Raw genomic sequence first — 14,726 nt, 5'->3', positions numbered from 1 at the left:
ACTGAACGCCTTCGACATCACCTTCGACGGCCGGCTCTCCGCAGCACGTCAGTAACCTTCAACTACCCGAGTTACACCGCTCGTTTGACAGACCCGAGCCCCTGCTCTACACCCCGGACCCGAGGCATACAAACGCATCAACGGGGAGGAGTGGGGCCGCGATACCAGCTACTCCTGCGAATCCTGCTCCCACGTCGAGGGCTGGGCTGATTGAACGGCATGGCCTGTGGCTGGTGACGAACTCCAGGGCCGGTCGGCCGGCTCGGCTCGGCTCGGTCGCGATTGTTCCCTCAGTGGTGACGCAGGGCGGCCCCGCTGAGAAGTCGACCACGTCCTGAAGCTGGGCGTCACCCCGTCGTGGAAGCCCGTCTTCGTAGGCGAAGACGGTTTCGGTTACAGGTGAGCACTCCGGATCCCAGTCTGGGTGCTCACCTGCGTGGCGCGCGGATGGAGGTAGCCGCCCTCCCCGACGCCCGTGTCGAGGTTCGCGTAGACGAGAACATGTACTTCCTGGGCGTACGACGGAGCCAGCAGGGGCCGCTGGCGAGGAGCAGGGTGGAGATCCGGTGGGCCGCTTCGAGCGCGGCCTTCTCGTGGGCCCGGATCTCGATCGTGATCACGCTCTCGTCGCTCATGACCGGCGAACCGTCGAGCAGAGCCCCCGGCTTCGCGATTGGCGCGGGTCCACCCCAATGAGTGCCGCGTGGCCGGCCTACAAGTGCGCCGTATGCCGGTGGATGGCGTGTGCTGCCTCGATCACGCCGTGATCGGGCGTGGCCGTGGCCGTGGCCGCCGTCGCTGGTCGGCGCTGGCGTTCCAGCAGGTTGTCGAGATCCCGGTTTAGGGTGATGTGCCCCAGCAGCGGGATTCCCACGGCCGTCATGTTCTCCTCCACGGCTTTCACGAACTCCGGTTCGGGGCGGGCCAGAGCCTCCTCGGGCCAGTGGGTCTCGGAGGTGACCATGCCCAGGAGCGGGACAGGGTGGTGCAGGGACTGGAGGTGCCGGTCCCGCAGGATCGCGGCGCTCTGCACCGGTGAGAGCTCCAGCCACTCCGTTCGGCTGTCGCTGTGGCCCATCAGGACCACGATGTCGAACTCGATCCGGCCGGCTTCGAGCGCCTTGCGCAGAGGGATGTCCCTACCTGAGAAGGAACCCTCCTTGAGTTCATGCCAGGGCGTGTGCTGATCAATCAGCAGGCCATGGCCTCGGTCGGGGTCCAGTAGGACGGTGCTGCGGGGGCCGGGGTGGGCCTGAGCCCGTGCTTCGGCTGATTTGCGCTTCTTGGCGTTCCGCGAGTAGAGGTTGTTGGACGACTCTCTGGGCGGTGATGAGAAGGGGTGACGGCGACACTCCCGTTGGACACGGGCTGTGGTCGTGTCTGGAGTCGTGCTGTCTCTTCATCCGCGACGACACGGTGAAGACGAACGCGTTGTCGCTAGGTCATCTACAAACCGGCGTACGGGTTCGAGTCGGAGCCCAGGCACCGTCGCACGCTTCGTCAACCGCTGCGGATCATGGCCTCTTCACGGCCTCGACGGCACAAAGCCACGATCTGCTCGCCGGATCTCTCCGGATGTCAGGACGGCGTATGCGGCGCCGACGAGGAGCAAGCCTGGGATCGCGAACATGCTGCGCTGATCACTCTCCAGGACTGCCTCGTACTGGCTCTGGGCGATCTCTACCGTGCCGCGCGCATGCGGCGTTGTGTCGAAGGCGAGGTAGCGGCCGTCCTTCGCCTCGGCCGACTGCAAGTTCCTCTCTGCGGCCATACTGACGATGATCATCGCGACGCCCGCCATGGCCAATGTCGCAAGCCCCAGCTGAACCTTGCTGGAGAGGCACCGGAAGGCCAGCCACATCGAGTGCCGGTCCGCGCGCGTCAAGAACATACGCACCCAGGCAGATATGAAGATCGGGAAGAGCAGCACGACAATCACTGGCATCAGCCACCTCGACCCGCTTATCGGCAAGGAACCAGGAAGCCAGGTGAGCGCGGCCAGCACCAACAGTGCGGTGCCCAGCGCGGTAGCGATTCCGCCGTGCAATTTGAATGTCCACCCCATACTCCGCAGCTTGGCACAGGAACAGTTCCAAGTCGTTGCCGGACCCCGGCAACAATGGCCGTCCCCCCAGGGGCGACAGGCGATCTGGATCTCTTCGTCCCGATACAGGTTGAGTGAAGGCGAGTTCGCCTTGAGTGACATGGTCCTTTGGTGTTTGGGCAGGCTGGCGGTACTTCGTCCGTGCTCGGTGCCGGAGCACATCGTGGCTGCGGAGGCTGCTGTGCTGATCGTGGACACGGATGTGCTGTTGGTGGAACGGCAGGTGCGAGCCGGTCGGCTGGTGTGTCCCGTGTGTTCGTCTGTCCTGGCCCCGTGGGGTCATGGCCGGCCGCGGGAGATTCGGGGTGATCTTGGGGCCCGGCTGTTTCCGCGGTCACGCCGTACGCGTTGCTCGGACTGCAAGGTCACCCACGTGCTCTGGCGGAAGCATTTTGGCCGCGGCGGGCGGATGCGGCCGAGGTAATCGGGGCGGGGCTGGACATAGCCGCCCTGGGCATGGGCCACCGCCAGGTCGCCGCCCGTCTGGGCTTGGCCGAGGGCACGGTCCGTGGCTGGCTGCGGGCGTTCGCCGGGCGGGCGGAGGCCGTGCGCCGGCACTTCACCGTCGCTCTGGTCGCGCTCGCGGACGACCCGGTGATGTCGGATGCGGCGCCTTCGACGTTCGCCGACGCCGTCTCGGCGGTCGCGGCCGCCCATCGGGCGGCCGCGAAGAAGTGGCCGGGGATGCTCACGGTGTCGCGGTGGGAGTTCGCCGGGAGGGCAATAGGCGGCAGGCTGCTGACCTCGCCTTCTTCCGCTAGTTGATCAACACGGGCCGCCCCTGGGCGGGATCGGAGGGTGCCGGAAGTCTTGATCGTGTCCGCCGGCGAAGCGGCGGGCTCTGTTCGACACGCGAGGTGGGTTGCCTATGTCACCGAGTGAGGACGAGGACCGTCGCCGGGCGGAGCGGGCCCGGCAGGTGGGCCTGTTCCGTTACGGCCTGATCCAGGATCTGATCGACACGAAGCTCACGACACGGCGGTGCGCCGCCTCGCTGCTGATGGGCGCCGTGTGATGTTGACGGCCTTCGCCGAGAAATGCAAGCTGCGCCCGCCCCAGCCGCCCCGCCCAAAGCCACGCCGTAGCCGGCGAGGGACGACACCGGGTCCGAAGGAGCCGGTGACGACCATCTGGCCTGTGTGTACCGCTCACTACGGGCATTCGTGGGCCGAGGCTGAACCTGATTTGATGCAGGGCTGTCCGTCCCAGCCTCCTCGCACGCGGAAGACCATCGACCGGCGGAAGAAGGGGTGGCTGCCACCGCACTACGGCCTGCGCGAGCTTCGCCACCTGCGCTGAGACCCCAGCTGCCCCGGGGTATGCCCGTGTGGAAGCTGGGCGGGCAGGCTCCATCGGGGTCCGCAGAAGCTGGTGGTTCCGCGTACGCCGTTGACACGTGGTCAGGGCCGGCCAGGGCCAGCCACTGGAGTGGCGGGCGGAGAGCTGTGAGTTCTGGCCGCGTCAGAATGACTGGAAGTGGTCCAGGTAAAATGCGTGGATCATTTCCGGCGGCGTCGGTGGAGGAGGGATCATCCGGGCAGTGGGTTCCGTCGGACATCAGGAGTCGATATCAGCGCATACGAGATCCGTTGGTTCAACCTCTCGGCGCGGCGTGACGTACTCGCCTTCCAGCAGTTCGAGGCTGCCTGGCTGGACCTCCTGCGGCGGTCGTATGGGGAGTTCAGCCACGCGGACGAAGTCCACCTGGAGCGGGTCTACGGAAAGAGCTATGAACTTGTACTGGTGTTGACGGGCTCTCCGGGGCGGCTGCAGCCCGTTGGGTGCTCGTACATGCGGGGCGACGGCCGGCGCGGGGCGACTGCCGTCGCCCCAGAGCACAGGGCACGCGGCCTGGGAACTGCGATTGTGCGGGAAACCTTGGTCAGGTATCCCCACCAGGTCAGCGAGGTCCGGCCAGATAACGTGTCCCAGCGTCGGGTTCTGGAGAAGAACGGGTTCTGTTCCGTCACTGACCCGGCTGTGGTGAGGCGGATGCTCGGGGGGCTCTGGGACGAGGCCGCGTCACCGCCCGCCATCGGGGCGGACGCGAGCTACGTGCGGTTCAGTCTGGCCGCCGCTGCCACGCGCAGGTACGTCATGTATGAGAGCCGCTGACCGCGGTCGCTCCTCAGTGCTTCTTCCGCAGCGCGTACGTGTTTGAGACAATGCCCATTGGGTCCACGGTGGCGGGCGTCCCGGCATCAGGTGTCCGGTCCCAGTAGATGACTCGCCCTACCAGCCGGATGGGGCTCTCGGACGCCACCCATCGGAGCACAACGGCACCGCCGCGGTAGTGGGCGGACTCGTCGTAGAAGGTGGCCGTGAGCTGCTCGGACTGCCAGCGCCCTTTGAAGAGCATGGTACGGCGGATGGGATGTCCTCCCCGGCCGACGGATCGCGTGAGACGGATCCTGACGTGCCGCCCCCGCTGCTTGACGACCGCCTCGCCCACGGGCCGTCCTGAGCAGTCTGCGTTGTCATACGATTCCCACTGCCCCGATATATCCGGCTCACCGCGACCATAGAACAGTTGCACCCCAGGCACGATGACGTATTGCCACAAGAAGCCGAGAAAGGCCACGATCAGGCCGCCGATGACGTTCTCCACCATGCCGCGTTCCCCCCGAGCGGAATGCTGCGGCCCCGAAGGAGACGGCGTAGGGCCGCGCCGCGCACCGTTTTAGGAGGAAGCATAACCAGGACGCCACCGCACAGGGAGGGCCTTCACCGCCGCAAGGTCCGCCTGAGGCTGCTCTGCGGTGTTTCGGGGCGGGCTGCGTCCGCTGGGATCTCGGGATTCCCATTGCGAGCTTCTGGTTGGCGATCCGTACTCCGGTCCGGTGCTCACTGCTGTCGGGGATGCGTTTGACGTGGCCGCGCCGCGGCATCCCGCCGCGCTCCCGTTTCCGGTACTGCGCGAGGGCCTGCACGCCCGTCTGGAAGGCTGCATCGCCCCGCCCGGACGGGGAGTCGCAGGTGCCTTCGCCGTCGTCCTGCGGGCCCTTACGGCTTTGACGGCGAGGTGGCCGAGCCGCTCGCGCTGCTCGTCGCTGAGCCTGCCCCGGTCCCGCCGTTGCGAGTCGAGCCAGTGTCCGATGTCCTCGCCGTGCCCGGTCACCCCGGGGACGATCGCGCTCAAGCGGGCGTCGTCGGCGAGGTAGGCGTGGTGGCACTGCCAGTCCACCGTCCAGTCGTTCGCGCCCGGGTTCCGGTTCCGGTCGACGGCCGGTCGTGCGGGATTGGCGGCGGTGCTGACTTCCGGACGGCGAATCCGTCACCTGCCTTCACTGCTCGGCGTCACCTTGGCGACACTGGTCTTCACCGTGAAGCCTCTGGTCCGTAAGAGGTGTGAGGGCCACTCAGGGACCCAGCTGCCAGTGTCGGCGATCGGTGAAACTGAGCAATTGCGACAGCCACGTTCACCGCTGCCTCCACCACCCAGCTCGCCACCGCCCACGTCCGCGATCTCTCCGCGGACGCCACGACTGTCGCCCTGCACGACCAGGGGCTACGCCGGGGCTGCATGGCTCACCCTGTTCCCGAGTGGGCCCGCCCGCTACTACGGGCAGCGGCTCTCCTGTCGAAGATCGGGTCCACTACCAGCGGTCCGCTCTTCGCCGATCCGCTGGGAAGCGAGGGGCTGCCGTTCCTGATGGCCTTCGCCGAGGAGTGCAGGCCGCGCCCGCCCCAGCCGCCGCGCCTCAAGCTGCGCCGGGGTCGGCGATAATGACGGCGTCGCGGGCATCGGTCTTGCCCTCGCCGCGGTAGGTGGTGGATCGTGCGGCCGGTGCAGGGACCCAGGCAGTGGACACCGCAGTCCGACCTCGGCCTGACCGCAGCCTGGCCTTGGCCAACCCACTGACACATCCCTGCGCCTCACTGACATCTACCCTGCGTTCGACACGCAGGGTGGAGGTCAGCGGGGAGCCGCCGCACGCGGGGCCGGCTACAGCGGGATTTGCTCGTCTTCGTCCGCAGCAGCCTCTTCATCCAGCATTGCCTGGATCCCTACGTCGACGAAGCGAAGCTCGCTGACATACGTGGCATGGGGGTACTCGCCAGCCGCGTCGAGTGCAGCTCGAACCGCGTCCCAGGCCCCCTCATCACCGAAGTCGGTACGCAGGACCAGCGGGGTGGACCAGCGAGGTCAGATCACCGCGCGTCGGCGTCGGCAGCCAGGGATTCGAGTCCTGTGAGGCAGTCGTTGATCATTTGGTCGATCTGGCGCTTCTCCGCGATGTCCAGGGCCGCGCGCCAGTGGTGGCGGGCCTGGTTGCGGTCTCCGAAGTGGAGGTGGGTGCGGGCGAGGGCCTCGAGGGCGTCCGCGATCTGGAAGTCGTTGTCGAGCCGCCGTGCCAGCGCGAGGGACTCCTCGAGGCAGGCGAAGGCCTCGTCGCGGCGGTCGAGAGCGCGCAGCGAGTCGCCGAGGCTGACGAGGCCGATGGCCACGACGAGGCTCGCACCTTCGCTGCGCCAGACTTCCAGTGCCTGGCGGAAGACCGGTTCGGCGCCCGCTGCGTCGCCCGAGCCGAGGAGCAGGTAGCCCAGGCAGTGGAGGAACAAGGTCGGCGGAGGGCCGATTTCTGTGTAAAGGGCGATGGCGTGCCGTACTGCTGTCAGGCCTTCTTGCATCCGGCCGATCTGGACACAGGCCTGGCTGTAGTTCGCCAGGGTTGCAGCCTGCCGTCGGGTGTCGCCGATCTGTTCGTACAGGGCGGCGGCCGCTGCGAGGTGGGAGAGGCTGAGCTCGCTGCGGTAGTTGGCTCCGTGTGCCACACCGAGAAGGTTTTCCATCCGGGCCCGGCCCTGGAGGTCGCCGGCCCGTTCGGCGGCAGCAAGTGCCTTGCTGACCGGCTGCTGCCATCCCTGGGTGGCCCACAGGTTGGCGAGGGTCCAGCCGAAGAGGCCGTCGGCGATGCGCCAGCTCAGCTCGGGCCGGATGCGGGCGGCGATGTGGACGGCGTGGTGGATGGCGGGCATCTCGACGGTGATCCAGTCCACCGCCTGGTCCCCGTCGGCGAACTGCGGTAGCGGAGCGTCGAGGTCCGGTGAGGCGTCGAGGTGCTCTCTGGTGCCGGTGGCCAGGTCGGCCTCCCTGGTCGCCGCCTCGTACCACGTGAGCATCCGCAGCAGGCCGGCCTGCCGGTCCCCGTGGCTTTCCTCCTGCTCGGCGCGCTCGGCGGCGAACTCGCCGAGCAGGTCGTGGAATCGGTAGGCGCCTGGTGTGGGGTTCTGCAGGAGGTGGGCGTCGACCAGGATGTCGAGCAGGTCGAAGGTCCGCTGCACCGGGCGGCCGAGGAGGGCGGAGGCCGCCTCGCCGCAGAAGGGGTGGTCGGGCCACAGACCCAGGAGGCGGAAGGCCGCGGCCGCGTCGCGCTCCGCCTCGTACGGGCTACTGCTCAGGGCCTGGTAGCTCATCAGGAAGACCTCCCTGACGTCCAGGTGGTCGAGGGTGAGCGCGGAGAGCCGCTGTCCCGTCTGGTGCAGGTGGCCGGCGGTGCAAGGGACCGTTCTTCCGCCACGGGCCAGACGCGCTCCCACGATCCGCAGGGCGAGCGGCAGTCCGGCGCAGGCCCTGAGGATCGCTTCGGTGGCGGCCTGCTCGGCGGCGAGCTGTTCGGGGCCGCAGATGGCGGCCAGCAGTTGCTGCTGCTCGTTGGCCGCGAGGGGCTGCAGCGTGATGTGGGTGGCGGCGGCCAGAGCCGTCAGCCCGTGGCGACTGGTGACGACCACGGCGCCGGGTCCGCTGCCGACGAGGAGCGGGGCGACCTGTACGGCGTCGCCGGCGTTGTCCAGGACGACGAGTACGCGGCGCTCGGCGAGGGTGGCCCGGTAGAGGGCGGCCCGGTCGTCGGTGTCCTCGGGCATTGAAGGGGCGGGAACCCCGAGGTCGGTAAGGAAGCGGGCGAGGAGATCGTGGGCGGTACGGGGGGTGCCGGATCCGAAGCCCCGAAGGTCGGCGTAGAGCTGGCCGTCGGGGAACGCGGCGCGGGTGGCGTGGGCGGCGTGGAGGGCGAGGGTGGTCTTGCCGACACCGCCCATGCCCGAGATGACGACGACCGGGGGCATGCCGTCGGTCGCGGCGTTCAACAGGCGCTCGTTCAAGGCCGCGAGCTCCGCCGCCCTGCCGGTGAAGTCCGCGATGTCACGGGGGATCTGGAACGGGGTGTGGCGGGTGGGTTCGGCGTGCGGGGCTGCTCTGTCGGAGAGGTCGGTGTTGTCGGTGCTGTTGGCGTTATTGGTGTTCGCTGGGTGTGAGGCCGCTGCCGGCTGCGGATTCAGCGGGGCCGAGGTGGCCGGGACGCCCGGGGGGCCGCCCTGGGTGAGCAGCGAGCGGAACACCTGCTGGGTGGTGGGGGCGGGGTCGATGCCGAGTTCGTCGGCGAGGGTGTGGCGCAGCCTGTGGTACGCGGCAACGGCATCGGCGGTGCGCTCCGCCTGGTGCAGGGCCGTCATCAGCTGACGGTGGAACGGCTCGTGCAGGGGATGATCTGCTGCCCAGCAGGTGAGCTCCGCCGTGATCGTGTGATGGCGTCCGGCGTGGAGAGCGGATTCGAAGCGCAACTCGGCGGCTTGCAGGTGCCGTTTGGCGAGACGAGCGATTTCGGGGGCGTCCTGGAGCGAGGGGAACTCGGGGACGGGTTGGCCGCGCCACAGGGCGAGCGCGGAGGTGATCTCCGCCTCCAGCGTGCCCCAGTCACCTGCCTGGTGGGCGTCCTGGGCCCGCCTGAGCCCGGCCTCGAACGCTTCCGCGTCGAGTTCGCCGGGCCGGACGTCGAGCGCGTACCCGCTCGGGACGGCGCGCAGACGGCCCCGTTCCGCTCCCAGGGCCGATCGGAGACGGGCGAAGTGGTTGTGGAGCGAGGCGAGCGCGGTCCGCGGGGGCCTGTCGCCCCACACGGTGTCCATGAGGCGGTCCACGGACAGGGGTGCGCCCGGGCGCAGCAGCAGGGAGGCGAGCAGGACTCCGGCTTTCGGACCGGGTATCCGCCGGCGCTCTCCGTCCACGTTCAGCGTCAGATCTCCGAGGATCCCGAAACGTACCGTCACCGTGCCAACCCCCCGAACACATAGGGGGATCAGGTCGGTCTCGCCCCCCGGCACCGCTGTTAGAGCAATGTTAGCGACTTGTTGTGACAGGTCGGCAAGGTACGAGTCCTGGGGGCCGGACGCACCGCATGGACCGGTCCCCAACGAGTCGCAGCACACCGCTGCGGCTCCTCCCTCATCGCCTTCGCTCCAGGAGAATCCGCATGTCCAGCAAGGCCTCGAAGCTCACCCGTGTCGCCCTGGCCGCCGCCATCGCCCTCTCCGGTGCCGTCGGCACCGCGGCCTTGACGACCACGTCGGTACAGGCCGTCGGCGTTTCCCAAGCCGGGGGCCCCATCACTCGATCCGAGATACTCGCCCGCGGCCAGGACTGGATCAACCAGCAGGTCATGTACAGCCAGTCGGTCTCTCACACCGACTCCAACGGCACCTACCGGCAGGACTGCTCCGGGTTCGTCTCCATGGCGTGGCACATCGACGCCAGCTCCGCGCCGACGACTAAGACGCTTCCGGGGTACTCGAACAAGCTCAACAACATTGACGATCTGCGGCCCGGAGACATCCTCAACAACGTCGAGACCCATGTGGTCCTGTTCGTCGGCTGGACCGACAGCAGCCACACCACGGCGAAGATCATGCAGGAGAACCGGACCGGCACGCCCGCGAACTTCAGCACCTACTCACGGGCCTACATCACCAGCAACGGTTTCTCTCCCTACCGGTACAAGAACGTGATCGAGGACCAGCCTCCTACTCCGAGTGTTCCGAAGACGCTGAAGTGGTACCTGTCGGACTCGGCGACTTCCGGTAGCTCCACCAGGGCTACCTTCGGCTACGGCGACACACCGATGGTCCCGATCGTGGGTGACTTCGACGGCAACGGCACCGATACCCAGAGCACCTACGACCCGACCACATCGAAGTTCTACCTGACCAACTCCGGCAGCACCGCCCAGTCGACCATGACCTTCGGCAACCCCGGCAACAGGCCCGTCCTCGGACGCTGGGACGGCGGCACCGACCAGCTCGGCGTCTACATGCCCGACACCGGCAAGTTCTACCTGCGCCACACCGACGGCACCATCACTTCCTTCGCCTTCGGCAACGGCGGGAACTGGGCCCCCATCGCCGGAGACTGGGACGGCAACGGAACAGAAACCGTAGGCCTCTACAACCCGGACACCAGCACGTTCTACCTCCGCAACAGCCTCACCGCCGGTGGCGCAGACACCACCATCACCCTCGGCAACCCCAACAGCATCCCCATCGCCGGCGACTGGGACCACACCGGACGCACCAACATCGGCGTGTACATCCCCGACAACCACACCTTCTACTTCCGCCACACCGACGGCACCATCACCTCCATCGCCTACGGCGACACCGGCGACACCCCCGTAGCCGGCGACTGGAACGGCGACGGCTACACCACCCAAGGCGTCGTCAAGAACTAAGCCCGACGCGTCCGTCATGCTGCGACGCGGCTCAGGCATGGCTGCGAACCCGAAGTCGGCTCCAGGTAGAGGTTTTCCCCCCGGAGCAGAGGGGCCCCGACCCCGAGAGGGCCCGGCCCACACCGTGCTCCGGCCATGACATGTGCGCGAGGGGCCGCCCGGTCACCGACAGGGCGGCCCCTTCGCGGACCCCGGCATGAGCTGGACCACTAGCTGTACTCACGCAGCTCAGCACCGCACCTCATCCAGTTCCAGCCGCCACGGCTCGCCCTGCCGGCTCGCAGAAGCGAGCGCGGTAACCGCCGAAGCGACCGACCGACATTTCCCGAATCAAGAGTGAAGGAACAGTCATGCCCAAGGCCATGCGAAGGAAGCGGCTCCCTGTCCTCGCTGCAGGTGCACTGGTATCCCTCGTCGCCTCTGCAGCGTTGACCGGCCCTGCCTCCGCCGCGTCCGTGAGTACCTGGGACAAGGTCGCCGAGTGCGAAAGCGGAGGCCGCTGGGATATCAATACCGGCACCCCTTACTACGGGGGCCTGCAGATCAGCCTCTACAACTGGAGGCACTACGGCGGTACCGACTACGCGCCGCGGCCGGACCTGGCCACCAAGAAGCAGCAGATCCTCATCGCGGAGAAGATCCTCGCGGACCAGGGTGCGGGCGCGTGGTCCTGCAGCCCGGGCACGGGCCTCGCGACCGACCACGCCGATCCGTACCCGGCGGACCCCACCCCGATTCCGAAGACGCTGAAGTGGTACCTGTCGGACTCGGCGACTTCCGGTAGCTCCACCAGGGCTACCTTCGGCTACGGCGACACACCGATGGTCCCGATCGTGGGTGACTTCGACGGCAACGGCACCGATACCCAGAGCACCTACGACCCGACCACATCGAAGTTCTACCTGACCAACTCCGGCAGCACCGCCCAGTCGACCATGACCTTCGGCAACCCCGGCAACAGGCCCGTCCTCGGACGCTGGGACGGCGGCACCGACCAGCTCGGCGTCTACATGCCCGACACCGGCAAGTTCTACCTGCGCCACACCGACGGCACCATCACTTCCTTCGCCTTCGGCAACGGCGGGAACTGGGCCCCCATCGCCGGAGACTGGGACGGCAACGGAACAGAAACCGTAGGCCTCTACAACCCGGACACCAGCACGTTCTACCTCCGCAACAGCCTCACCGCCGGTGGCGCAGACACCACCATCACCCTCGGCAACCCCAACAGCATCCCCATCGCCGGCGACTGGGACCACACCGGACGCACCAACATCGGCGTGTACATCCCCGACAACCACACCTTCTACTTCCGCCACACCGACGGCACCATCACCTCCATCGCCTACGGCGACACCGGCGACACCCCCGTAGCCGGCGACTGGAACGGCGACGGCTACACCACCCAAGGCGTCGTCCACAGCTGAGCCTGTCGCCGCAGGCCGAGCGGGAGTGGCAGGGCGGTGGAGGCTCACTGGCCCTGGGGCGACGCCGCTCCCCAGTCACAGAACGAAATCACCCGCTCATGGGTAACCGCCCGAAGGCAGCCGTAGGCCACGAGCGGGTGATCGGTCCCCTGAGCGAAGGGGAGCCAGAAGGATCGACGACGGCACGGATCGCCGCGAGCATGGCGTCCTGAAGGACGTACCCTTCGATCTGGTCGCGGATCCCCGCCGACAACCCTTGCCGGGCTGCCCCACCCAGAAGGGGCTGTCGTGCCCCGATGTGAAGGAGACGACCATGACCGATGACGAGCAGCAGCTCGCCGCCCTCCTCAACGACCTTCCCGGCCACGAGGACGCCCGGTTCTGGCGGGGCCTCAAGGAAGCCGCAGGTATCTACCGCATACGCTCCACGATGTCCTCCGCCGTCCAGGAGGCGCAGGACGGCGACTTCGAACCGCTCGCCGCGTTCGTCCTCGACGTCTTCAACCGCGATAGCCGGCTCAAGGACATCACCGCGGCCCTCGCCACCCACCTCGGGGCAGCTTCGGCAGGGTGGCGATCGTCGGCCCGGACCTGGCGGACCGGGCCGACTCCCTGACCCGCGAGCTGCGTGCGGCACGGGTCCACCCGGCGGTCGGCGCGGAGGCGCAGCGTTCCTAGGACCGTCCCTCGCGATGGGTGCCCGCCGGGAGGGTGCGGGTGGGCGGGATCGCCAGGCCCGTGGGGGTGTTCAGGCCCGTGACGGGGAGGGTCGTCTGGCCGCTGCCGTCGGGGGCGAGGCGGACCACCCGGTTGTTGAAGGCGTCCGCGACGTAGAGGCGGCCCCGCCCGTCGAGGGCCAGGCCCAGCGGGTCGTTCAGCCCGGCCGCGGGAACCGTGCTCTGCCCGGAGCCGCTGGCCGCCAGCCTCACCACACGGTTGTTGCCAGTGTCGGAGACGTAGAGGTTGCCCGCCGGGTCGAGGACGATGCCGGCCGGCTGGGAGAGACCCGTGAAGGGAAGGGTGCGCTGCGCGCCGCCTCCGGCGGGGAGGGTGACCACGCGGTCGTTCACGAAGTCGGTGACGTAGAGGGAACCCGCGGAGTCGAAGGCGAGGCCCCAGGGGTGGAGGAGTCCCACGGTGGGTACGGTGCGCTGCCCGCTGCCGTCCGCGGGTACCTCGACGACCCGGTCGTTGAAGCTGTCGGCGATGTACAGATCGCCCTCGGCGTCCAGTGCCAGTCCGAGGGGGCGGGAGAGCCCCTCCGTCGCGACGGTGACCTGGGGGCCGCCGTCCGCCGGGATCCGTACGACCCGGTTGTTCCCGGTGTCCGCCACGTAGAGGTCGCCCGCGGCGTCGACCACCATGCCCGTGGGCCGGACCAGCCCCACGGCGGGGACCACGTCCTGCCCGCCGCGCCGCGCCACCCGCAGCACCCGGTCGTTCCCGTAGTCGGAGACGTACAGCGGGCCGCCCGCGCCCCCGGACCCCGGGTCGGAGGCGGCTGCCGTGCCGGCCGGGGCCAGCCCGATCGCGCACAGCGCCAGCAGCACCAGGACGGAGCCGGCCCTGCGGCGGGTACGGCCCATACGGTTCGTACGCGGGGGTTCGGGAACTGCGGAACGGGGCACGGCGCACCTACCTGTCCTGGTCGTCCGGCCGCCGAGGCTAGCCCCGGCGGCCCGGCCGCGCCCCCGCGCCACGCCACGGCCTGGGCCGCCATGCACACGGACGGCCGGGCGGTCACCCCGGCTGGTCCTCACCTCTTCGGGGTCAGCCGGTCCTGCCCTCGGTCATGCCGTGTCCCAGGCCAGCGGGCAGATAGCCGCTTTGGCGGGCCTGGATGACGATGGGCAGGCCCAGGCTCGTGCTGCCGTCGCAGGCGCCCAGATCTGGTTGGAGGAGCAGGCTGCGATCCGCCAGAATCTGTTCGCACGGCTCCAGCAAGCCCTGAGCACACCGGGGACCTCGAGCAGGTACGCACGCTGCGGGTCAGGCGTGGCGTAGGTGATGCCGATGTCTCCGGCGGTGGTCGCGGCGAGCGCCACAACTTTCCAGAACTCGGCAGGAACCCCAGCCCTGGGGCCGTCGTACGTGTCGTTGAGCAGATCCACGGTCAATACCTCAGATTTGCCGTCCGGCCCCTTGGCCGTAACCCTGGCCTGCGGTGGGACATTTTGCCGAGCCTTCTCGAGGCATCGCGGCACCGCGAACATTGATGGCCGTGAACATCCTTCGTAGGTGGATCGCCGATCCGGGGTTCTTTGAGGTGGGGGGCGATTCGCTGCGTCAAGGCGCGAGCTCCTGCTTGATCTGTGCGACCTGCGGGCCCGAGTCGGTCTTCGGCATCGCCCAGCGGTACGCCTGCCCAGCGCCATCGGTGTAGAGGAGCATGCCGCCCGCCTGCGTCACCTTGACATCGAAGACGACGCCGGCCCAATCGAATGTCCCGGGCGAGATGAAGCTCGCATTGAAGCTCTCAGCGACCACGTTGAAGGCCGAACCGTTGCCCTGCTTGATGGCCTCCCCATCCGGGGCGACCCAACTCCACCCGCCATTACTGATCGGCGAAGTCTGAGCGGTGCCTACCGGAGCCGTCGCTAAGGGCTGTCCCGTAAATGATCTTTGGGTGGGCCTGGGCGTGGCTGTTCGCTGTGTGGCTTGTCCGTCTATCCGGCGAGGGCGAGGTTGTGC

15 protein-coding genes are annotated in these 14,726 nt (G+C 68.3%); 6 read left to right on the top strand and 9 right to left on the bottom strand.

The genetic code is table 11. From position 1 onward, the window contains the following. Positions 1–428 precede the first annotated feature (428 nt). From ACWF9Z_RS35940 to ACWF9Z_RS35930, 3 genes are all read right to left on the bottom strand, one after another. The gene (locus tag ACWF9Z_RS35940; protein WP_453609733.1) at positions 429–635 is read right to left on the bottom strand and encodes a hypothetical protein; all 207 of its coding nucleotides are present in this window, start codon (positions 633–635) and stop codon (positions 429–431) included. Between the two features lie 77 nt (positions 636–712). Further along, a complete protein-coding gene (locus ACWF9Z_RS35935) occupies positions 713–1,078 on the bottom strand; it encodes a hypothetical protein (RefSeq protein WP_453609732.1) in 366 nt (121 codons plus the stop codon). Between the two features lie 447 nt (positions 1,079–1,525). Further along, positions 1,526–2,065, bottom strand: a complete 540-nt coding sequence (locus tag ACWF9Z_RS35930) for a hypothetical protein (protein ID WP_453609731.1) — start codon at positions 2,063–2,065, stop codon at positions 1,526–1,528. Positions 2,066–2,560: 495 nt separating this feature from the next. Between ACWF9Z_RS35930 and ACWF9Z_RS35925 the strand changes: the two genes are divergently transcribed. The 3 genes from ACWF9Z_RS35925 to ACWF9Z_RS35915 all read left to right on the top strand — a co-directional run bounded on the left by ACWF9Z_RS35925 (position 2,561) and on the right by ACWF9Z_RS35915 (position 4,219). Then, positions 2,561–2,869, top strand: coding sequence for a hypothetical protein (locus tag ACWF9Z_RS35925; RefSeq protein WP_453609730.1), 309 nt, complete (start codon positions 2,561–2,563; stop codon positions 2,867–2,869). Positions 2,870–2,972: 103 nt separating this feature from the next. Beyond that, entirely contained in the window at positions 2,973–3,119 is a 147-nt protein-coding gene (locus ACWF9Z_RS35920) for a hypothetical protein (RefSeq protein ID WP_453609729.1), read from the top strand. Positions 3,120–3,598: 479 nt separating this feature from the next. After that, positions 3,599–4,219 (top strand): GNAT family N-acetyltransferase, encoded by a 621-nt coding sequence (locus tag ACWF9Z_RS35915; RefSeq protein WP_453609728.1) that lies wholly within the window; start codon positions 3,599–3,601, stop codon positions 4,217–4,219. A 13-nt stretch (positions 4,220–4,232) separates the two neighbouring features. Here the strand turns inward: ACWF9Z_RS35915 and ACWF9Z_RS35910 are convergent, their stop codons facing one another. From ACWF9Z_RS35910 to ACWF9Z_RS35900, 3 genes are all read right to left on the bottom strand, one after another. Continuing rightward, positions 4,233–4,715 (bottom strand): hypothetical protein, encoded by a 483-nt coding sequence (locus ACWF9Z_RS35910; protein ID WP_453609727.1) that lies wholly within the window; start codon positions 4,713–4,715, stop codon positions 4,233–4,235. Positions 4,716–6,050: 1,335 nt separating this feature from the next. Then, on the bottom strand, positions 6,051–6,227 hold the full coding sequence (locus ACWF9Z_RS35905; protein WP_453609734.1) for a DUF6924 domain-containing protein: 177 nt from the start codon (positions 6,225–6,227) through the stop codon (positions 6,051–6,053). Between the two features lie 29 nt (positions 6,228–6,256). Beyond that, on the bottom strand, positions 6,257–9,154 hold the full coding sequence (locus ACWF9Z_RS35900) for a BTAD domain-containing putative transcriptional regulator (RefSeq protein ID WP_453609726.1): 2,898 nt from the start codon (positions 9,152–9,154) through the stop codon (positions 6,257–6,259). A 203-nt stretch (positions 9,155–9,357) separates the two neighbouring features. Here ACWF9Z_RS35900 and ACWF9Z_RS35895 point away from each other — a divergent pair, with 203 nt between their 5' ends. The 3 genes from ACWF9Z_RS35895 (at position 9,358) to ACWF9Z_RS35885 (ending at position 12,651) form a co-directional block, all read left to right on the top strand. Beyond that, positions 9,358–10,608, top strand: a complete 1,251-nt coding sequence (locus ACWF9Z_RS35895; RefSeq protein WP_453609725.1) for a hypothetical protein — start codon at positions 9,358–9,360, stop codon at positions 10,606–10,608. A 455-nt stretch (positions 10,609–11,063) separates the two neighbouring features. Further along, positions 11,064–12,035: a transglycosylase family protein gene (locus ACWF9Z_RS35890; RefSeq protein WP_453609723.1), complete on the top strand. Its 972-nt coding sequence runs from the start codon at positions 11,064–11,066 to the stop codon at positions 12,033–12,035. Between the two features lie 313 nt (positions 12,036–12,348). Continuing rightward, positions 12,349–12,651 (top strand): hypothetical protein, encoded by a 303-nt coding sequence (locus ACWF9Z_RS35885; protein WP_453609721.1) that lies wholly within the window; start codon positions 12,349–12,351, stop codon positions 12,649–12,651. 58 nt (positions 12,652–12,709) lie between these two features. Here ACWF9Z_RS35885 and ACWF9Z_RS35880 read toward each other — a convergent pair whose 3' ends face one another. From ACWF9Z_RS35880 to ACWF9Z_RS35870, 3 genes are all read right to left on the bottom strand, one after another. After that, positions 12,710–13,621 (bottom strand): virginiamycin B lyase family protein, encoded by a 912-nt coding sequence (locus ACWF9Z_RS35880; RefSeq protein ID WP_453609719.1) that lies wholly within the window; start codon positions 13,619–13,621, stop codon positions 12,710–12,712. A 204-nt stretch (positions 13,622–13,825) separates the two neighbouring features. Next, complete coding sequence (locus ACWF9Z_RS35875) at positions 13,826–14,146, bottom strand: hypothetical protein (protein ID WP_453609718.1); 321 nt, start codon at positions 14,144–14,146, stop codon at positions 13,826–13,828. A 175-nt stretch (positions 14,147–14,321) separates the two neighbouring features. Next, on the bottom strand, positions 14,322–14,522 hold the full coding sequence (locus tag ACWF9Z_RS35870) for a hypothetical protein (RefSeq protein WP_453609717.1): 201 nt from the start codon (positions 14,520–14,522) through the stop codon (positions 14,322–14,324). Between the last annotated feature and the right edge of the window lie 204 nt (positions 14,523–14,726).

This window comes from Streptomyces sp. NPDC054961, from assembly GCF_053609145.1.
The sequence above is the reverse complement of the archived record's forward strand: the minus strand, read 5'-3'. Positions and strand labels throughout refer to the sequence as shown.

Coding starts and splice junctions, on each gene's coding strand:
- ACWF9Z_RS35940 (WP_453609733.1), bottom strand. CDS start 635: ATGAGCGACGAGAGCGTGATCACGATCGAGATCCGGGCCCACGAGAAG.
- ACWF9Z_RS35935 (WP_453609732.1), bottom strand. CDS start 1,078: ATGGGCCACAGCGACAGCCGAACGGAGTGGCTGGAGCTCTCACCGGTG.
- ACWF9Z_RS35930 (WP_453609731.1), bottom strand. CDS start 2,065: ATGGGGTGGACATTCAAATTGCACGGCGGAATCGCTACCGCGCTGGGC.
- ACWF9Z_RS35925 (WP_453609730.1), top strand. CDS start 2,561: ATGGGCCACCGCCAGGTCGCCGCCCGTCTGGGCTTGGCCGAGGGCACG.
- ACWF9Z_RS35920 (WP_453609729.1), top strand. CDS start 2,973: ATGTCACCGAGTGAGGACGAGGACCGTCGCCGGGCGGAGCGGGCCCGG.
- ACWF9Z_RS35910 (WP_453609727.1), bottom strand. CDS start 4,715: ATGGTGGAGAACGTCATCGGCGGCCTGATCGTGGCCTTTCTCGGCTTC.
- ACWF9Z_RS35895 (WP_453609725.1), top strand. CDS start 9,358: ATGTCCAGCAAGGCCTCGAAGCTCACCCGTGTCGCCCTGGCCGCCGCC.
- ACWF9Z_RS35885 (WP_453609721.1), top strand. CDS start 12,349: ATGACCGATGACGAGCAGCAGCTCGCCGCCCTCCTCAACGACCTTCCC.
- ACWF9Z_RS35880 (WP_453609719.1), bottom strand. CDS start 13,621: ATGGGCCGTACCCGCCGCAGGGCCGGCTCCGTCCTGGTGCTGCTGGCG.